General features: G+C 50.5%; 12 protein-coding genes and 1 riboswitch. Of the genes, 5 read left to right on the top strand and 7 right to left on the bottom strand.

Annotation, left to right across the window (positions count from 1 at the left end; translation table 11 throughout):
• Positions 1-231: 231 nt before the first annotated feature.
• Positions 232-2,214: an OPT family oligopeptide transporter gene (locus ACO0K2_RS15950; protein WP_423020606.1), complete on the top strand. Its 1,983-nt coding sequence runs from the start codon at positions 232-234 to the stop codon at positions 2,212-2,214.
• Positions 2,215-2,262: 48 nt separating this feature from the next.
• Here the strand turns inward: ACO0K2_RS15950 and ACO0K2_RS15945 are convergent, their stop codons facing one another.
• Entirely contained in the window at positions 2,263-2,934 is a 672-nt protein-coding gene (locus ACO0K2_RS15945) for a tRNA-uridine aminocarboxypropyltransferase (protein WP_423020604.1), read from the bottom strand.
• A 167-nt stretch (positions 2,935-3,101) separates the two neighbouring features.
• Between ACO0K2_RS15945 and ACO0K2_RS15940 the strand changes: the two genes are divergently transcribed.
• Positions 3,102-4,277, top strand: coding sequence for a hypothetical protein (locus ACO0K2_RS15940; protein ID WP_423020602.1), 1,176 nt, complete (start codon positions 3,102-3,104; stop codon positions 4,275-4,277).
• Positions 4,278-4,281: 4 nt separating this feature from the next.
• Here the strand turns inward: ACO0K2_RS15940 and ACO0K2_RS15935 are convergent, their stop codons facing one another.
• On the bottom strand, positions 4,282-5,187 hold the full coding sequence (locus ACO0K2_RS15935) for a TIGR01777 family oxidoreductase (protein WP_423020600.1): 906 nt from the start codon (positions 5,185-5,187) through the stop codon (positions 4,282-4,284).
• Between the two features lie 67 nt (positions 5,188-5,254).
• Positions 5,255-7,225: a TonB family protein gene (locus ACO0K2_RS15930; RefSeq protein ID WP_423020598.1), complete on the bottom strand. Its 1,971-nt coding sequence runs from the start codon at positions 7,223-7,225 to the stop codon at positions 5,255-5,257.
• A gap of 251 nt (positions 7,226-7,476) precedes the next feature.
• On the opposite strand from ACO0K2_RS15930, the gene ACO0K2_RS15925 reads away from it, so the two are divergent.
• On the top strand, positions 7,477-8,445 hold the full coding sequence (locus ACO0K2_RS15925) for a 4-hydroxyproline epimerase (protein ID WP_423020596.1): 969 nt from the start codon (positions 7,477-7,479) through the stop codon (positions 8,443-8,445).
• A gap of 12 nt (positions 8,446-8,457) precedes the next feature.
• On the opposite strand, the gene ACO0K2_RS15920 is transcribed toward ACO0K2_RS15925, so the two are convergent.
• Positions 8,458-9,219, bottom strand: coding sequence for a helix-turn-helix domain-containing protein (locus ACO0K2_RS15920; protein WP_423020594.1), 762 nt, complete (start codon positions 9,217-9,219; stop codon positions 8,458-8,460).
• Between the two features lie 219 nt (positions 9,220-9,438).
• Here ACO0K2_RS15920 and ACO0K2_RS15915 point away from each other — a divergent pair, with 219 nt between their 5' ends.
• Positions 9,439-10,110, top strand: a complete 672-nt coding sequence (locus ACO0K2_RS15915) for a GntR family transcriptional regulator (RefSeq protein ID WP_423020592.1) — start codon at positions 9,439-9,441, stop codon at positions 10,108-10,110.
• Positions 10,111-10,154: 44 nt separating this feature from the next.
• Here ACO0K2_RS15915 and ylqF read toward each other — a convergent pair whose 3' ends face one another.
• The 3 genes from ylqF to ACO0K2_RS15900 form a co-directional block, all read right to left on the bottom strand.
• Positions 10,155-11,093, bottom strand: a complete 939-nt coding sequence (gene ylqF / locus ACO0K2_RS15910; protein ID WP_423020590.1) for a ribosome biogenesis GTPase YlqF — start codon at positions 11,091-11,093, stop codon at positions 10,155-10,157.
• Positions 11,094-11,366: 273 nt separating this feature from the next.
• A complete protein-coding gene (locus tag ACO0K2_RS15905) occupies positions 11,367-14,033 on the bottom strand; it encodes a putative Ig domain-containing protein (RefSeq protein ID WP_423020588.1) in 2,667 nt (888 codons plus the stop codon).
• Between the two features lie 62 nt (positions 14,034-14,095).
• A riboswitch (cyclic di-GMP riboswitch) is annotated at positions 14,096-14,188 on the bottom strand.
• Positions 14,189-14,403: 215 nt separating this feature from the next.
• Complete coding sequence (locus tag ACO0K2_RS15900; RefSeq protein WP_423020586.1) at positions 14,404-15,342, bottom strand: histone deacetylase family protein; 939 nt, start codon at positions 15,340-15,342, stop codon at positions 14,404-14,406.
• A gap of 218 nt (positions 15,343-15,560) precedes the next feature.
• On the opposite strand from ACO0K2_RS15900, the gene ACO0K2_RS15895 reads away from it, so the two are divergent.
• Entirely contained in the window at positions 15,561-16,481 is a 921-nt protein-coding gene (locus ACO0K2_RS15895) for an AAA family ATPase (protein ID WP_423020584.1), read from the top strand.
• The last annotated feature ends 15 nt before the right edge of the window (positions 16,482-16,496 follow it).

Below are 16,496 nucleotides of genomic sequence, written 5' to 3'. Positions count from 1 at the left end.
CGATATAAAATAATTAATAGACATTGTTATCGAACTTCTTTTATCGCGCCGCATCATAAGCAATTTGTGGTTTTCTCCTGATGATGCTTGACAGTACGAGTACAGACTCAGATACTTCGGCACCTGAAAGAAAACTTTCATTTTTTATGGAGCATTGCCGCTTTTTTGACATAGAAGACAAAAAAGCACACTGCCCTCGTTTCTGTCCTACTACATGACGCTGGAGACATAATGGCGCTGCAACACTTATCCGATGAGCAGATAAAGACCTGGACCCGATCCCAAAAAGATACATGGTGGTTCAATAACATTTACCGTGGCGACATGGCCCAGCTGACCTTACGATCAGCCCTGACTGGTTTTATACTTGGCGGCGTTCTCGCTGCCACTGCGCTGTATATTGGCGCAAAAACCGGCGTGGGAATTGGTGTTGGCCTCACATCCGTCATTCTGGCGTTTGCCATGTTCAAGCTGCTTTCCCAAGCTGGATTAGCGGCCGATTTTACGGTACTCGAAAATAACTGCACCCAATCCATTGCCACAGCAGCTGGCTATATGGTCTCACCCCTGATGGCTAGCTTGAGCGCCTTTATGCTCATCAGCGGCAAAATTATCCCCTGGTGGCAGATGATGATCTGGATGGTGATCGTTGCGGTCCTCGGTGTCCTCATTGCATTCCCGATGAAGCGTCGCTTTATTAACGAAGATCAGTTACCGTTTCCAGAAGGTCGTGCATGCGGTGTCGTGCTCGATTCACTTTACACGGGTAACGCCAGTGTCGGTATGTATAAAGCTCGTCTGCTCGGAATGACCGCCATCTTTACCGGCCTGTATCAAATGATCATCAGTGATGGATGGATGAAGTTGATTCAGTTCAAAATCTTAAAAATGGATCAGTGGGCGGGGTTGAAAGAGCCTTGGAATCTGCATGAGCGTTTGGACGATTATTACTACGCTGCGATGGTGAAATATGATTTATGGTCACCAAAAATCGCCGGTGTCGATTTCCGTACACTTGGATTGCGCTTTACCGTTGATGCGGCGATGTTCGGCGTAGGTGGCCTAATGGGTATTCGCGTCTCCAGTAGCGTATTATTGGGTGCGTTTATCAACTTCGTCATCCTAGCCCCCATCATGATCAATCTGGGGGACATCGCTCCGCGCATTGGCATTGATGGGAATATCGTTGCCTTAACCCGTGCTGAGATTGTCAATCAATGGTCCCTGTGGTGGGGTGTCTCCATGATGGTTGTTGGCTCCATCGTCGGCTTGCTGGGAAAACCAGAAATATTCACGAACGCCTTTAAGAATCTCAAGAAAAAATCTGCGCCAGAAGACAACAATGACGTATTAAAAGAGATTGAACTCCCGCTGTGGATTTCTTACATTGGTGTCCCTATTTTCAGTATCTTGGGCGCTGCGGTGACCCATGAGTTCTTTGGCGTTTCCTGGCTGCTGTCGTTCATTTCATTGCCATTGATTTTTGTATTGAGCATCATCGGTATCAACTCCATGGCTTTAACATCTTGGGTACCGACTGGCGCACTGTCAAAAATTACGCAGTTCTCGATTGGTGCTATTGATCACGTTAATCCCGCCAACAACTTATTGCCAGCAGGCATGACTGCTGAAGTGGCGATGAATGCATCAAACTTGCTGTCGGATATCAAGCCTGGCTACATGCTTGGTGCGAAACCGCGCCAACAAGCAGTGGGACATGTGATCGGTATCATCGCCGGTGCATTGGCATGTGTACCGCTTTATTTCTTGTTATTTTTACCGGCAGATGCCAATGGCGTACGGAGCACTGCAACGATCGTGTCCGAGCAGTTTGCTTTCCCCGCTGCCGTACAATGGAAGGGCGTTGCGGATCTGATTGCCAAGGGTGTTCATAGCTTACATACCTCTGCTGTTATTTCGATGATTGTGGCTGCGATCAGTGCGGTGGTAATTGAAGGTGCGCGGATTATCACCAAAGGTCGTTTCCCGCTCTCCGCTGTTTCTATTGGTTTGGGTGTCGTCTTGCCACCAGAATCTTGCCTCGCCATGTGGATCGGCGCGATGATTTTCTGGATCATGGGTCGCCGTCATGTTACTCCGGGCACAAAAGGGTATGACTTCTGGGTGGACGGTTGCGAACCAATCTGCGCTGGACTGGTATCAGGTGCTGCGCTGGTGGGTATCGGCAACGCCATTATCAATGTATTAGCCTGATTCTTCTCGATCACTCAAAAAGCTCCGCAAAAAAATGCGGAGCTTTTTTTATGGGCGCGAAGGAATGTATTGCATCTGCTGTTCAACAAAACCATCAAAGGCGTCGATCAAGGGTAAGTATTTCGCTTCATTGTGCTCCAAACGCATCAAGGCGTAAGTACTCGCTTCAAGACTCGATAACTGATCAGGCTTGTGTGCTTTGCGAATGCGGTAATGTGAAGCAGGCATTTCACTCAAGCTCAGCCTAGGAAGGTGCTGCAACATGGGGTTCAGGTAGAGCATTTTGCGACTTTTTCGCCAAGTGGCATCCAGAACAACCAGCCGCACCCCTTGTGGTGTTATCCCATCCGGCAATTTCTCTCCTTGGCGTGCAATCAGGTCAGGTGCTTCATTGTCCTGCAAATCAGGATAAAGCAAAATCGGTTGAATACGGTTCAATGCGGGATCGGACGCGGAAGAGGCATACAAAGCGGACGACAAATATTCAGGCGCAAATTGCTCTCCAACCTTCACAGAGGATGACTGCAAACACAAATCAAGTAAGCGCACACTACCTTTTGCGTTATTCGTCTCAAGTGGATGTTGCAGTATCAACACATCCACCACATTCTGAATGGGCGTGATCCATCGACAGATGCACTGTGTCAGTGGGCGCTGACACCGTTGGCAAACACGACGGGAATTGCCTACTGGCGCTGCATTATCGGGGTGTAGGGTCATGTCAAGACTTCATCAACATCGGGGGGCGCATTGTACGACGGAATAAGCACTGAACAATCACATTGCCTAAAAGACATTAACTTAACGCAGTTTTACATCGATCTGGAACAACAAATTGCTGCTTCGACTATGATATCAATATCGCTTACGTGTTGATGTTTTAAAAAATGAAATCTACTCGCCCACTCTCTCTGATACTCGCCATCCTCATGACAGCCTGTGGAGGCGGTGGTGGTAGCGCGGGATCGGCAGTGACGCCGACGCCCACGCCAACACCGACCCCAACGCCACCTACTTTACAACAAAAACCCGGTGTGCTCGCGACAGCCCTTGGCTTGCCAAAGCGTCTATTGATCGGCTTAGGAACCACGGATGTTCCAGACATTCAGGCGCAAAATATTCATGTCGATATTTATGATCAATACCTCACTGGCGTTGGTAGCACCTCTTGGCCCTCTTGGAACAGTCCATCGGGTGCCTACGTACAAATCGTTGCACAAAACGCGGCGTCAATCAGTGCAGTGCCGATGTTCACGCTCTATCAAATGGCAGCGAACGGCGACGGCAATCTCTCTGTATTGACTGACCCTACCTTTATGGGGCAATACTGGAGTAACGTTCGGCTTCTGTTTCAAAAAATTAAGGCCTACGGCAAACCAGTACTGGTCAATTTTGAACCCGATTTTTGGGAGTATGCGCAACGTGCAAGTACGAATGCCGATCCCAGTACAGTAACCGCTGTCGTCAATTCCAATACAGACTGCCCCAATCTTGCCAATACAGTGGGTGGCGTAGCGCAGTGTCTCTTGCTCACTGCCCGTACTTATGCCCCCAATGCCTATGTTGGTTTTCCACCATCGCTCGCCTCCGATCTTTATCCAGCATCTATTGGGTTTATGCAAAAGCTAGGGGCAGGAAATGCGGATTTTGTGGTGATGCAAACGCTTGATCGCGACGCAGGATGTTTCGAAACAACGCCACAACACTCTTACTGTACACGGAGTGGTACGGGTTGGTATTGGGATGAAAATAATGTGGCAACACCGAACTTCCAACAAAATTTGCAACAAGGCGCCAGCTTTAACAGCGGGTTGCAATTACCTCTTTTGTGGTGGCAAACACCTCTCGGTGCGCCTTCTCTGGTCCCTGGCGGGATTTCCGGAAAGTGGCGTGACAACCGCGCGCACTATTTCCTCAACAACCCTGCTCAGTTGGTGACTGCAGGGGCTGTCGGGATCGTTTTTAGCGCTGGAGAAACACACCAGACCACCATCAAAACAGATGGTGGACAGTTTAAGTCATTGACGACGAGCTACTACGCGTCGCCAGCGGCCCTCCCCTAATGACTTAACTTGACGGATGGAGTAAATCCGTTAACGCAGGGAGGAGCGACGGAAAACGAAACGCATATCCGAGCGACTGAATTTTGGCGGGCACAACATGCTGTCCGCCGATTAATAGCGTGGACATTTCCCCCATTGCTATCTTCAGCATCGGCGCAGGCGCGACGAAGAGTGCCGGACGATGTAATGCTTTACCCAACGACTGCGTGAACTCGCGATTGGTCACCGCTTCTGGTGCCACCATATTGAAACATCCTGCTGCGCTCTCGTGCTCAAGTAAAAAGAGCGTCATCGCCACATAATCTTCAATATGAACCCAACTCATCCACTGACGGCCATTGCCAATGCGAGCGCCCAGCCCAAGGCTGAACGGCAACCGCATTTTATGCAACATCCCCCCGGTGCCGTCTAAGACGAGCCCCGTACGCAAAATGCAGGTACGTGCGCCGAGCGACGCAGCACGCATAGCAGCCGCCTCCCAGTCAACGCACAATTGTGCGCCGAAGTCGCCACCCGCCGGTGATTGCTCGTTCAGGAGGGCATCGCCACCGTCACCGTACACCCCAATCGCTGAGCCGCTTAAAAAAATCTGCGGACGAACCTTTGCCTGATGCACTTTTTGTAGCAGCACCTCGGTCAACTCAATCCGGCTCTGGCGAAGTTGTTGTTTGCGACGCGCCGTCCAACGTGCATCAACGATAGGCTCACCAGCCAAGTTAATCACGGCATCAAAACGACTATCCGGATAGTATTCATCGAGACTCGCCATAGGACGAACGTTTTCCCCGCATAGTTGCTTCACTTGCTGCGGCCGTCGGCTCAAGACGGTGATCGTGTGGCCCTTTGCTGTCAGTGCGACACACAAACGCCGGCCAATCAATCCCGTTCCGCCTGTCATTAGAATATGCATGATTTTCTCTATCTTACGGTTGGGTATCAAGGTGATGAAAGCCGCACTATCATTCAACGGCGTTCATTCATCGTAATTCTTCAATAAGCTTTAGATTATCATCAAAACTCCAGATACGTCGGATCTCGAGTACATCGTATTGCGCGGCGATCTCTGGGGGAAACGCCGCATACCTTGCATTAATACGCACGATATTGCGGACGGCCTGATCGATTTCTTCGCGACCACTTGAACGCAAAATGGTAATTTGCTCCACGCTACCGTCACTGCGAATGGCGACACTGACGAGCGGATCAGCGCGCACACGACTGCTTGTCCGCTGCGAATAATTGAGATTACCGTTGCGCTCGATCTTCTGTTTCCAATTATCAGCGTACATGCGCAATTGCACGTTGCGCTCAAGGCTATTGAGAATCGTATGTCGACGCGCTTTCTCATCGAGCATCGGAGCGGGCGGATTTCCTGGCAATAGCCCCAAGCCTCGCGAGCTATCCAGTGCGCGGGTCGCTAAATCACTGCGTAACAAGTTCTTGGGCAACGTCAATGCAGATTTGTTATTGCCGGAATCAGCCTCGCCACGTTTCATCCCCGATCCAAAGATATCGTCGCCAGAAGACGATGAACGCGATGCAGCCTGCGGGTTTGCATTGGCCTGCGTCGATACTGCGGAAGCGACCGCTTCACGCTGTGTCGCCATGGCAGCAGCGACGGCAGCTTGGGCTCGCTGAGCGGCCTGTGCTGCCTGTGCAACCTGCGCTAATTGTGCTGCTTGGGCTGCTTGGGCCGCTTGGGCCGCTTGCTGTTGAGCAAGCATTTTTGCTTGCTGCTGTCGCTGTATTTCAGCCTCCTGCAAAGCGAGGCGCTCACGCTCCTCGCGCTCTTCCCGCTCTTCATTCTCTTGACGCTTGGCATCGAGCGCCCGCAAGCGTTCTTTTCGCTCTAACTCGCGTTGACGCTGCGCAAGTTGTAACTGTCGCTGAATATCTTCATCAACCTGTCGCATATTTTCAGACCGCTGCATATCGGCTTGCGCCAACATGGCAGCATTCGTCGCCTCTTGCTGCGCTCTTCGTGCCGCTTCTTCTTTTTCGAGTTGTTCCTTTAATGCGGCAGCAAGCTGTTCGCGTCGGAGCTGCTCTGACTGTTCTCGATTTTGTTCATTCAGTTGTTGAAGGATACGATCGCGCTCGGAAGTGTCGACGTTAGTTGCCAACGTCGGTATGTGCATTCGTTGTAAGCGTGATGCGTCTGATTTCTGGCGTGCACTGTCATCGGCTTCGTAACGAGCAACACTCGCTGGTACTGAATCGGATACGGCAGGAGGTAGCGGTATTTTTTCTTCTTTCAATGTTTCAGTCTGAGAATCGGATTGCGCCAACATCGGCAAGGTCGCTGTTCTCGGCGCGATATCTTGTGGGGCGTCCTCTTTTTTCACTTCGTCGGGATCCCGCACTGCGACGACGAAATGATCATCCTTGAGTACATCTTGTGCAATCACATCCGGTATCTCGGTCACCACTAATTTGTGGGCACGTGCCTGTCGAGCGGCACTCGCGAACCGTCGCTGATAGGTCAAATCAGAGGCTGACTTTGATTTACCTTTCTTTTTCCGCACCAACGAAGGCGATTGCGTCGTCACAGGAAGCGGCACCAACTGCACACCATGGGGCGCTTTGACGGTACTTTCAGCGGGCAACGGTACCTGTGGTGATGAAGGTAATGGTGACTGGGCTGCCATTGAGGGTGCTGATGGCGCTGGTGAGGTGGGCGTATTTTGTGATAACGCCGGAGTGACGGTGGATGGTGATGGCGACGGTAACGGTGTCGGCGTGACCTGCTCAATCGTTAAGGTAATTGAGGGCGCACCATTCGTTGGTGAGCGGGAGGAAGTCTCGGGACCGGATACGCCACCAGGAATCGCGAATTGCAAAGAGAGAATCAGCGCATGAACAAGCAGTGAAACGATCGTAGCAATCGTTAATCGGCGTTTTACCTCGCTCGGGATATTGTGATTATTGTGGCGAGGAAACAGATTCATGCAAGTGTGATGTATCCAAAAAAAGAGATCGTAACTGAGGTCCCAAAATCATTAATGTACCATCCGTCTGCACCCATGACAGACATTTAGCAATAAAACATCACGTAAAAGCAGTGAAAAAGGTCACGGCGCCATGACACCTCCTCAGCATGATCTATGCCGATTTCGTCATCTCTCGGCCTTATTCAGAGCAAGACATCATGAATTCAAACATCGTATCCTAGCGGTATTGCCATCTCATCGCGTTCATCATGAAAAAAATACATATCATTGACTCACATACGGGCGGAGAACCAACACGCGTCATTATCGATGGTGGTCCTGCGCTTGGTGGAGGATCTGTTGCACAACAGCTCGGTGTGTTTAAAGCGCAATTTGATCATTACCGTACTGCAACCGTCTGCGAACCACGTGGCTCAGACGTGTTGGTGGGCGCACTCGCCTGCACGCCGACTGCCCCGGATTGCGTTGCGGGTGTCCTGTTTTTCAATAACGTTGGCTATCTTGGGATGTGCGGTCATGGCATGATTGGTTTTATCTCGACGCTAGCCTACCAGAAAAAAATAAGCATCGGCAAACATCGCATCGAAACGCCTGTGGGCATCGTCGAGACAGAATTACATGAAGATCATTCCGTGACGGTACATAACGTCCCTGCCTATCGCTTCCGTAAGAATGTCAGCGTCCACGTCGATGGGATTGGTTCTGTTGAGGGTGATATTGCTTGGGGCGGTAACTGGTTTTTTCTCATCAGCGATCATGGGCTGCGTCTTGACCTCGCTGGCATTGACGCACTGACCGACTACTGCTGGCGCGTACGATGTGCACTCGAAGCGCAGGGCATCACTGGCGCGGAGGGGGCGTTGATTGATCACATCGAATTATTTAGTGCTTCTACCAACGCAGACAATGACAGTAAGAATTTTGTACTGTGTCCGGGAAAAGCCTATGACCGTTCACCTTGCGGCACCGGTACGAGCGCAAAGCTGGCTTGCTTAGCGGCAGATAAAAAACTTGCCGCAGGCGAGCCATGGCGTCAAGAGAGCATCATCGGTAGCGTCTTTGCCGCGTCGTATCAACCAGCAAAAATTGATATCGCCCTCTCACCAACCGAGACAGCCATCACGATCCTTCCGAGCCTGCGAGGTAGTGCATTCGTCAATGCAGAAGCGACATTGCTCGTGGATGAGCGTGATCCGTTTGCATGGGGAATTCGCTAGACGGGAAAAGCACTATGCACTGAAGAGGACGTCACGATAAGCGCGCGGCGTCATCCCCACAGTAGCTTTAAAAACACGGGAAAAGGCACTATGGTCCTGATAACCACAGGCAAGCGCAATTTCTGTGATGCTCAGTTCGGGTTGACTCAACATCGTTGACGCCGCATCGAGGCGAATTTTGACCATCATTTGACGGGGGGTCAGTGAGAATATCTTATGAAAATTGCGTTCGATTTGTGCCAACGATAATCCAGTCAACGTAACAAGCTCTGACATCTTGATTTGCTGCGCATGGTGTCGATGCAAATGTTCAACAGCCGCAGCAATTTTTTCGTAGACCGGATGATGTTTATCTGGGCTGGCAAGATCGCGCGAGATGCCGGTCATGCCGACAATTTGCTGATGGCGATCACGTAAAGGAATTTTTTGTGTTAAACACCAACCGGGAGAACGGTTAGGATAGAGATGTAATTCGAGTTGATCACGGATCTCTTTGCTGCCACTTAAAACAAGCGCGTCTTGCGCGGCATAATTGGCAGCAAATCGGCTGGGAAAAACTTCGCTGGCAGTCCGCCCTAGCAACGCGGATTTTTCACGGAGTCCACACCGTCTTACCAAGGTCTGATTAACGACAACATATTTTCCGCCTTTATCTTTCACGAAAAAGACAATGTCGCTCATGGCGTCAAACAATATTTCAGAAAAAAATGCGTCACCGATCTGGGCCGCTAAGGCAATGCGTTGTGCCTCTCCAGCGTGATCACTTTTTTCCATTGATTTGTCTCCCTATTAACATCCAAAATCATACCTCAATCGTAGCGGTCCGATTTTACATTGCGATTCATAAAATCACACTTCGCACCATATTTCACACTTAATGAAAAGCAATGATACAAGTGAAAATTTGATAAATCTGTTTTAAACAGAGTAAAATTTGGAAGTAACTTGATATGATCTTTTAAAGATATATTAACCATCGACAAGGTTCATTCCATGCCTACCCCTCCAGAAAATGCTGACCCCGTAGCAAAAAAACGCGCCGCCGATGTCGCTTATGATGCGCTTGAGAGCATGATTGTCACGATGGAATTAAAACCGGGTGCCCCGATCATCGAAGCAACGTTGATCGAAAAAACGGGTCTCGGCAGAACACCTCTGCGCGAGGCAATGATGCGGATGTCCTCCAATGGACTCATTTTGCAAATGCCGCGCCGTGGATTGGTGGTCAGCGATATTGACGCCTCAGCGCACTTATCACTCATTGAAACACGACGCGTGCTGGAACGTCTCATCACACAAAATGCCGCTGAAAAAGCGACACCCCAAGAGCGAAAAGACCTTGTTGTCTGTGCAGAGCAGATGTTAGTTGCCGCGAAACGCCATACCCTCGCAGAGTACATGGCCGCTGACCAGGCCTTCGACCATATTGTCCAGAGCGCCTGCGCTAATCCGTCAGCCGTTGCGGCTGTTACACCATTGATTATCAAAAGTCGCCGCTTCTGGTACGCCTATCAGCATGAAGGCGATTTAGAAGAATGTGCGCGCTGCCATTTACTGGTCGCCAAAGCTGTTTCTAAAGGAAAAATCGATCTTGCGACTAAGGCAATCGATGGTCTGATGGATTATTTGGAGTCATTCGCGCGTAACGTACCAGTGGCGAACTAGCCATACCGACCACCGATCACCTCAATAAGGCTAAAGGGGATCGACTAAACGCGATCCTCATCGTCGTCTTCTGGCTCCATGCCAGTCTGAACGCTCTTACCCTGCCCCAATAACACGGGGGGCACATAAGTGGCCAACAAATGCTCGCGACTCGCAGGTGTTTCGAGGCTAATCCGTCCTAACGCGCCGCTGCGGTAATCAATCAACAAGGTGTGGGATGCTTTTTCAAAATCCCAATCGCCCCCTTTGAGTTTGTAGCCCCGCTTCATGGCAACGCCCTCAATGACGGCGACCGCGTCCATCCCCTCAAGGTTAAATCCATAGCGCGTCACTAGGGATTTGGGGTAATGGATCAATAATTGTTCCGCCAAGAACGTTGCAATTTCTTCTTCGATCAAAGCGTTGACACCAATCGCATGACTCGCCGCCAACATGAGGCCATCAGTGGGATGCTCGATTTTGGGCCACAGCATCCCAGGCGTATCGGTCAAAATCATATTTTTGCCAAGATATAAGCGTTGCTGCGTCTTAGTGACAGCAGGTTCGTCACCTACGTTGGCCACCCGTTTTTTCAACAAGGCATTCATCAGCGTTGATTTCCCAACGTTGGGAATACCCATGATCATCATGCGCAGCGGTTTGGTGGGAACGCCACGGTGCGGTGCCAGTTTTTGGGCGAAACCAGGTACTTTGGCAACGTCGGCAGGCTTCTTGCAGCTCATCGCAACAGCGAACACATCCTTCTGTGCGTTATAAAAGTCGAGCCATTGCTTGGTCGCATGTGGATCTGCTAAATCGGCTTTATTTAAAATCTTTAAGCAGGGACGTTGGCGAAAAACGCGCAATTGCTCCACCATGGGATTGCAACTAGCTTGCGGAATGCGGGCATCCAGCACTTCGATCACCAAATCGGTGTTTTCCATGGTTTCCGCCGCTTTTTTGCGGGCGGCGTTCATGTGGCCGGGGAACCATTGTATGGACATACTTATTCTTCTTTTTTGCTAAATCAAAGCGATATTGTACGGAAGTCTGTCGGGATTGACCCAAAAGTTTGTTGATAACGCCGAAAAATTATCTTTATGGGCGCTCATCAAAGGCGGGATTGTGATCACAACAATGATCGTTAGCACATTTTTCAAATCAGCAATGAAGTCATTCTCCGTAGCATGCTGTGTCGTGTTTGCCTTGGACCTACTTAATAAAAAAGCGACACTGAGTCAATCAGTGTCGCTTTTTGTATTGAGAGCGAGGGGTGCTTAGTGGGCAGTAATCGTTACAGGAATGGACGTTGTTGCTGTCCGACCAAGATTATCCGTTACTGAGACCTTCAGCGTGTATGTTCCAGTCACAGGACTCGCCCAGCTTGCCACCAACGCGATACCTGTTGTCGATCCGGCAGGCACAATACTCATACCCAAAGGAACGCCAGAAATCGAGACCGAGAAGCCGCTAGCGCCAGCGTCGGTGATACTAATGGTACCCGAGAGGGCTTTGCCCGCTACACCCGTCATTGTCGGTGCAGTAATGACCGGACCAACGGCCGCAGGTGCGCTGATAACGATCGAGTACACGCCCTGACCACTCAATCCTGTCTTGGTGTCTTTGACAACCACAGTCACGCTGTAGGTACCAGCAACTGGTTTGGCCCATGTTACGACGCCTGTTGTGCTAATCGCCAATCCAGATGGAGCACCTGTCACAGAGTAAGTCAACGGATTCGTATCTGCGACACTCACTGTGAAGGATAACGCTGTACCAGTTGTTCCCGTGATGGAACCACCACTGACTTTCGGTGCTGGTTGCGGTGAGATCGTCACGGAGTAGACACCTTTGCCTGTCAGACCCGTTTTGCTATCTGTCGCAGTGACCGTCACAGTGTACGTACCCAACACTGGCGTCGCCCAGCTGACCACACCAGCGCTGCTGATGGTCATTCCTGATGGTGCACCGCTGAGGCTCAGAGTGTAAGGATTGCTGTCTGTCACACTCGCAGTGAAGGACAATGCTGTACCAACGTTACCGCTAATGCTTGCACCAGTCACTACTGGTGGAACAGGGGCAGCAATCGTCACCACATACACGCCTTTGCCAGACAAATTCGCCTTAGCGTCAGTCGCCGTTACGGTGACATTGTAAGTGCCTGCAACAGGTGTCGCCCAAGTCACTACACCACTGCTGTTGATCGACATGCCAGCAGGCGCACCAGTCAAGCTAAAGCTTAATGGATTAGGGGAAGAAGCCGATACTGTGAAGGACAATGCTGTACCGACCTGACCACTGACATTGGCACCAGTAACCACTGGGGCGCTGACTGCACCAGATCCGGCAAGCGCCGTCAACAAGTTAGTGACGTTTGGCGTACCTAAGCCCGTTGGGAAGTCATAGCCAGTTTTTGCGGAACATGCGGCACAGCTTCCATCAGATCCTTGTTTGATATCTGCAAAACTGCTTGCATAAGTACCAGGAACTGTCGAGATCTGTTGATACAAGACAGAGTGTGGCGCACCCAGTACTGCTTTAGATGCTTGGACACGTAAAGCGTTAGCGACGGCCATAATACCTGCCCATTGCGGTGTCGCCAAACTAGTACCACCTGCACTCAACCAACCAACAGAACTGCTGCCTTGATTAATGACGGCCACATATTGACCCGAGGATGGATCAGCGTTGAACGATACGTCAGCGACTGTGCGGTTCGCAGGGGTTCCCATGCCTGGTACGACATTGGTCTGGTAAGAAGGTGTTGGCGTATAAGCGCTTACACCACCGCCAGTACCCGACCACACTGTTTCGGAGCGAGTGCCACCGGTATAGTTAAGTGTAGTGCCGCCAACTGCCAGAACCCGTGAAGAAACGGAAGGCCAGCTCACGGAGGCACCATTGTCGCCTGTTGCGGCGAGGTAGGTCATTTGTGTGTTGGAGAAAGCGGAATCAACCGACGATGTCCAACTCCCTTCCGCGCCACCAAAGCTCATCGACACGACGCCAGGACCCATCTTGTTCGCGAGACCAATCGCACCAATCAGTCCTGTATTAGACGCATCAGCAGATTCGATCAGCACAATACGTGCCAAAGGTGCTGTGGCATGTGCCCACTGAACGTCGAGAGTAATTTCAGTCGCCCAACCAGAATCATAAGCTGGCGCAGTCGCAGTCATCCCCGATGATGGCGTGCTGTAGACGATCGATAAATCACAAGCATTGGTCGATGGTGCTGGCAATGGCAACGAGGCGTTGGTCGCAATCGTCTTTACCGTGCAACCTGGCAAACCAAATTTCGAATTGAAAGCAGCCAACTCTGCAACAACGTTAGGATCGTTTTGTGCGTCGACAATGTAAATTGTCTGGCCGGCACCCAACTGTGCTGCTTGCGCTGCGGTCAATCCTGTGAAGCTCGCAGGTAAGGTTGGCAGACCATAGGCGGCACGGATTTGCGCCGGTGTATAGGTGGTCGCAACAGACGTGCTTGCTTTGGGTGTCACACCGTCTGCACTCACACTTTGTGTTGTTGATAATCTTGCCGCCTTCACAGACTGCAATGTCGACAACGTGAGACCGCGTGAACTCAATCCTTGGAATTCAGCTGGGATCGCTTGTTGGCTCGGTGCCAGTCTTGCGGATGCACTCGCATTACTTGCGTCGATGTCAGATGGTGCATTCAAAATGACAGGCGCAACGTGGAATGTTGGTGCCAACGTTGTCAAAGGGATATCGACGCTAGTAGGCGCGCTGACACCAAAGGTCATTGTCGCCGTCGATACTTGCCCTGGAGCGTCTGTACTTGCAGCGGGTGTTGACGTGCCAGAACCACTGCCGCATGCGCTCAGCAAACTGAGAACACCAACGGACACCACGGTAGCTGCCAACGGGGAAGAAATCGAAGAAAAAACGGATGTCGATAATCGTTTTTGTTTAAAACTCATGGTGTCAGCTCTCCAGTATGGAAAAAGGCTGCGCACGCACAGTGTTAGTAAAGCATGCCAACACTGGCAACCCCGCTACCTTAGTGCGCTCATCGGCGTACCGTAGGTCGGAAGCTTTGCGTCCCCGGCTTTCGACGGGTTTGCCCAAATTAAAAAATCAAGTTACTTCGCAGCAATTATACAAAGAAAAGTAGATAAACAAAAGCGAAAAAACGCTGCATGTTGCAAATAAAAACGTCACCACAGCAATATTTCTTCTTTTAAAATCAACTACTTATCATTTTATAACGCCTCTCTTCAACGATTTGCAAAATAAGGTGTCGTGCAATGCATCGTCCGCAAAAATGAGAACAGAACAACGGCTCTTCTTTTACTCCAGATCCGCCAGTGTTTTTACATGCGCAATAACACTACGCCCCAACGCTGACAGGTTATATCCGCCTTCGAGGCAACTGACGATGCGCCCTTTTGCATATTCAGAAGCAATTTCCATCACCTTCCGGGTGATCCACGCATAATCCGCTTCCACCAAGCCAAGTTGACCCATGTCATCTTCTCTGTGCGCATCAAAGCCTGCTGAGATAAAAATCATTTCAGGTTGGAATGCTCTGAGCGCGGGGAGCCATTTTTCTGTGACCAAGTCGCGAATGGCCTGACCGTAAGTATGCGCCGGTACGGGGACGTTGATCATATTGGCAGAAGGATGCTCTGCCCCACTGTAGGGATAATAAGGATGTTGAAAAAAACTCACCATCAACACCCGCGGGTCCTGACTAAAAATTTCTTCTGTACCGTTACCATGGTGGACATCGAAATCAACAATCGCAACACGCTGTAAGCCCCTCACGTCCAGCGCATGTTTGACGGCGACAGCGACATTATTAAACATACAAAAACCCATTGCCTCTTTGCTGGTGGCATGATGACCAGGAGGACGAATTGCACAAAATGCATTATCGACTTCAGCATCAATCACCGCATCTGTCGCGGCAATTGCGGCACCCGCAGCGCGCAGAGAGGCACGCCAGGTATAAGCGTTGAGCGACGTATCCGCATCGAGCGGAAAGTGAGCATATTCTGAACGCTCAGTAGGACAATTTTCGCGAATCCTGTAAATCGCGTCAGGCGTATGGACGCGGGCTAGATCCGATTCCTGTGCCAGCGGCGCATCGCGGTAATCTAATAGCGTGTTAATCCGGCTGGCAATCAATTGATCTTCAATCGCTTGCAAGCGATCGGGGGACTCTGGATGCCAGGAGCCCATTTCATGCCGCTTACAATCAGCATGGGTGTAATACGCGGTCGTCATGTCTCGTCTATTTATTGGTTTAAGAAACGCCTATCTTTTCCTCGGTAGCAGAATGCAGCGGCAGCCGTGCCTGTTCCGCATTCTTGTCGACCGAGATAACCTAGTTTCCGCCTATTTGCTTGCTTTTGCAAATGCCGCACAGGGATCTACCTGTGATTACAACAGAACACCTAGATTCGGTTTACACTGCGTGTCTGGATTTTATGTAAAGGAGCCGTATGTTTTCAAAAGTGCATCAGGTTGCCCAACAGGTCAATCAAGTCATTATTGGCAAAGAACGACAGATCCGCCAAGCGCTTGTGTGTCTGCTTGCAGGCGGCCACTTGTTGATCGAAGATCTACCGGGCGTTGGCAAAACGACGTTAGCGCATGCACTCGCGATTTCGTTGGGATTACGATTTAATCGTTTACAGTTTACAAGCGACTTACTACCAGCCGATATTCTCGGTATTTCTGTGTTTGATCGTGAAAAAGGTCAATTTCTATTTCATCCCGGCCCTGTATTTACTCAGGTATTACTCGCCGATGAAATTAATCGCGCCACACCCAAAACCCAATCGTCTTTGCTCGAAGCGATGGAAGAGCGCCAAGTGTCAGTCGAAGGCCAAACACGCCCATTACCATCACCATTTTTTGTCATTGCAACCCAAAATCCAGCGCACCAAGTGGGAACGTTTGCGCTCCCAGAGTCTCAATTAGATCGTTTCCTCATGTGTTTATCGCTTGGCTACCCAGATGCAGCCGCAGAACGGGCTTTGTTATTAGGAGAAGACAGACGAAGTTTGCTGGCAAACCTCCCTGCCGTGATGCAAGCCGAAGAATTGATTCAAGCACAACGAGAATTAAAAAAGATCCATACCTCCGGACCACTGATTGACTACGTCCAGTCACTTGCCAACGCCACACGTCAGGGTGATTTGTTCGCCGAGGGAATGAGTCCTCGGGCGTCGATCGCTTTATTACAAGCCGCACGGGCTTGGGCAGCACTGGAAGGTCGAGACCACGTTTTACCCGAAGATGTGCAAGCGGTGATTATCCCAGTGATTGCGCATCGTCTCAGACCACTTCGGTCCGTGAGCGGAAAAATCACTGCCAGCAGCGAAATGCTGGCGGAATTAATCAAGCGCGTCCCGATTTAACACAGACTAACACGC

The sequence above is a fragment of the Undibacterium sp. MH2W genome (assembly GCF_049340215.1).
Classification (GTDB): Bacteria; Pseudomonadota; Gammaproteobacteria; order Burkholderiales; family Burkholderiaceae_D; genus Undibacterium.
The sequence above is the reverse complement of the archived record's forward strand: the minus strand, read 5'-3'. Positions and strand labels throughout refer to the sequence as shown.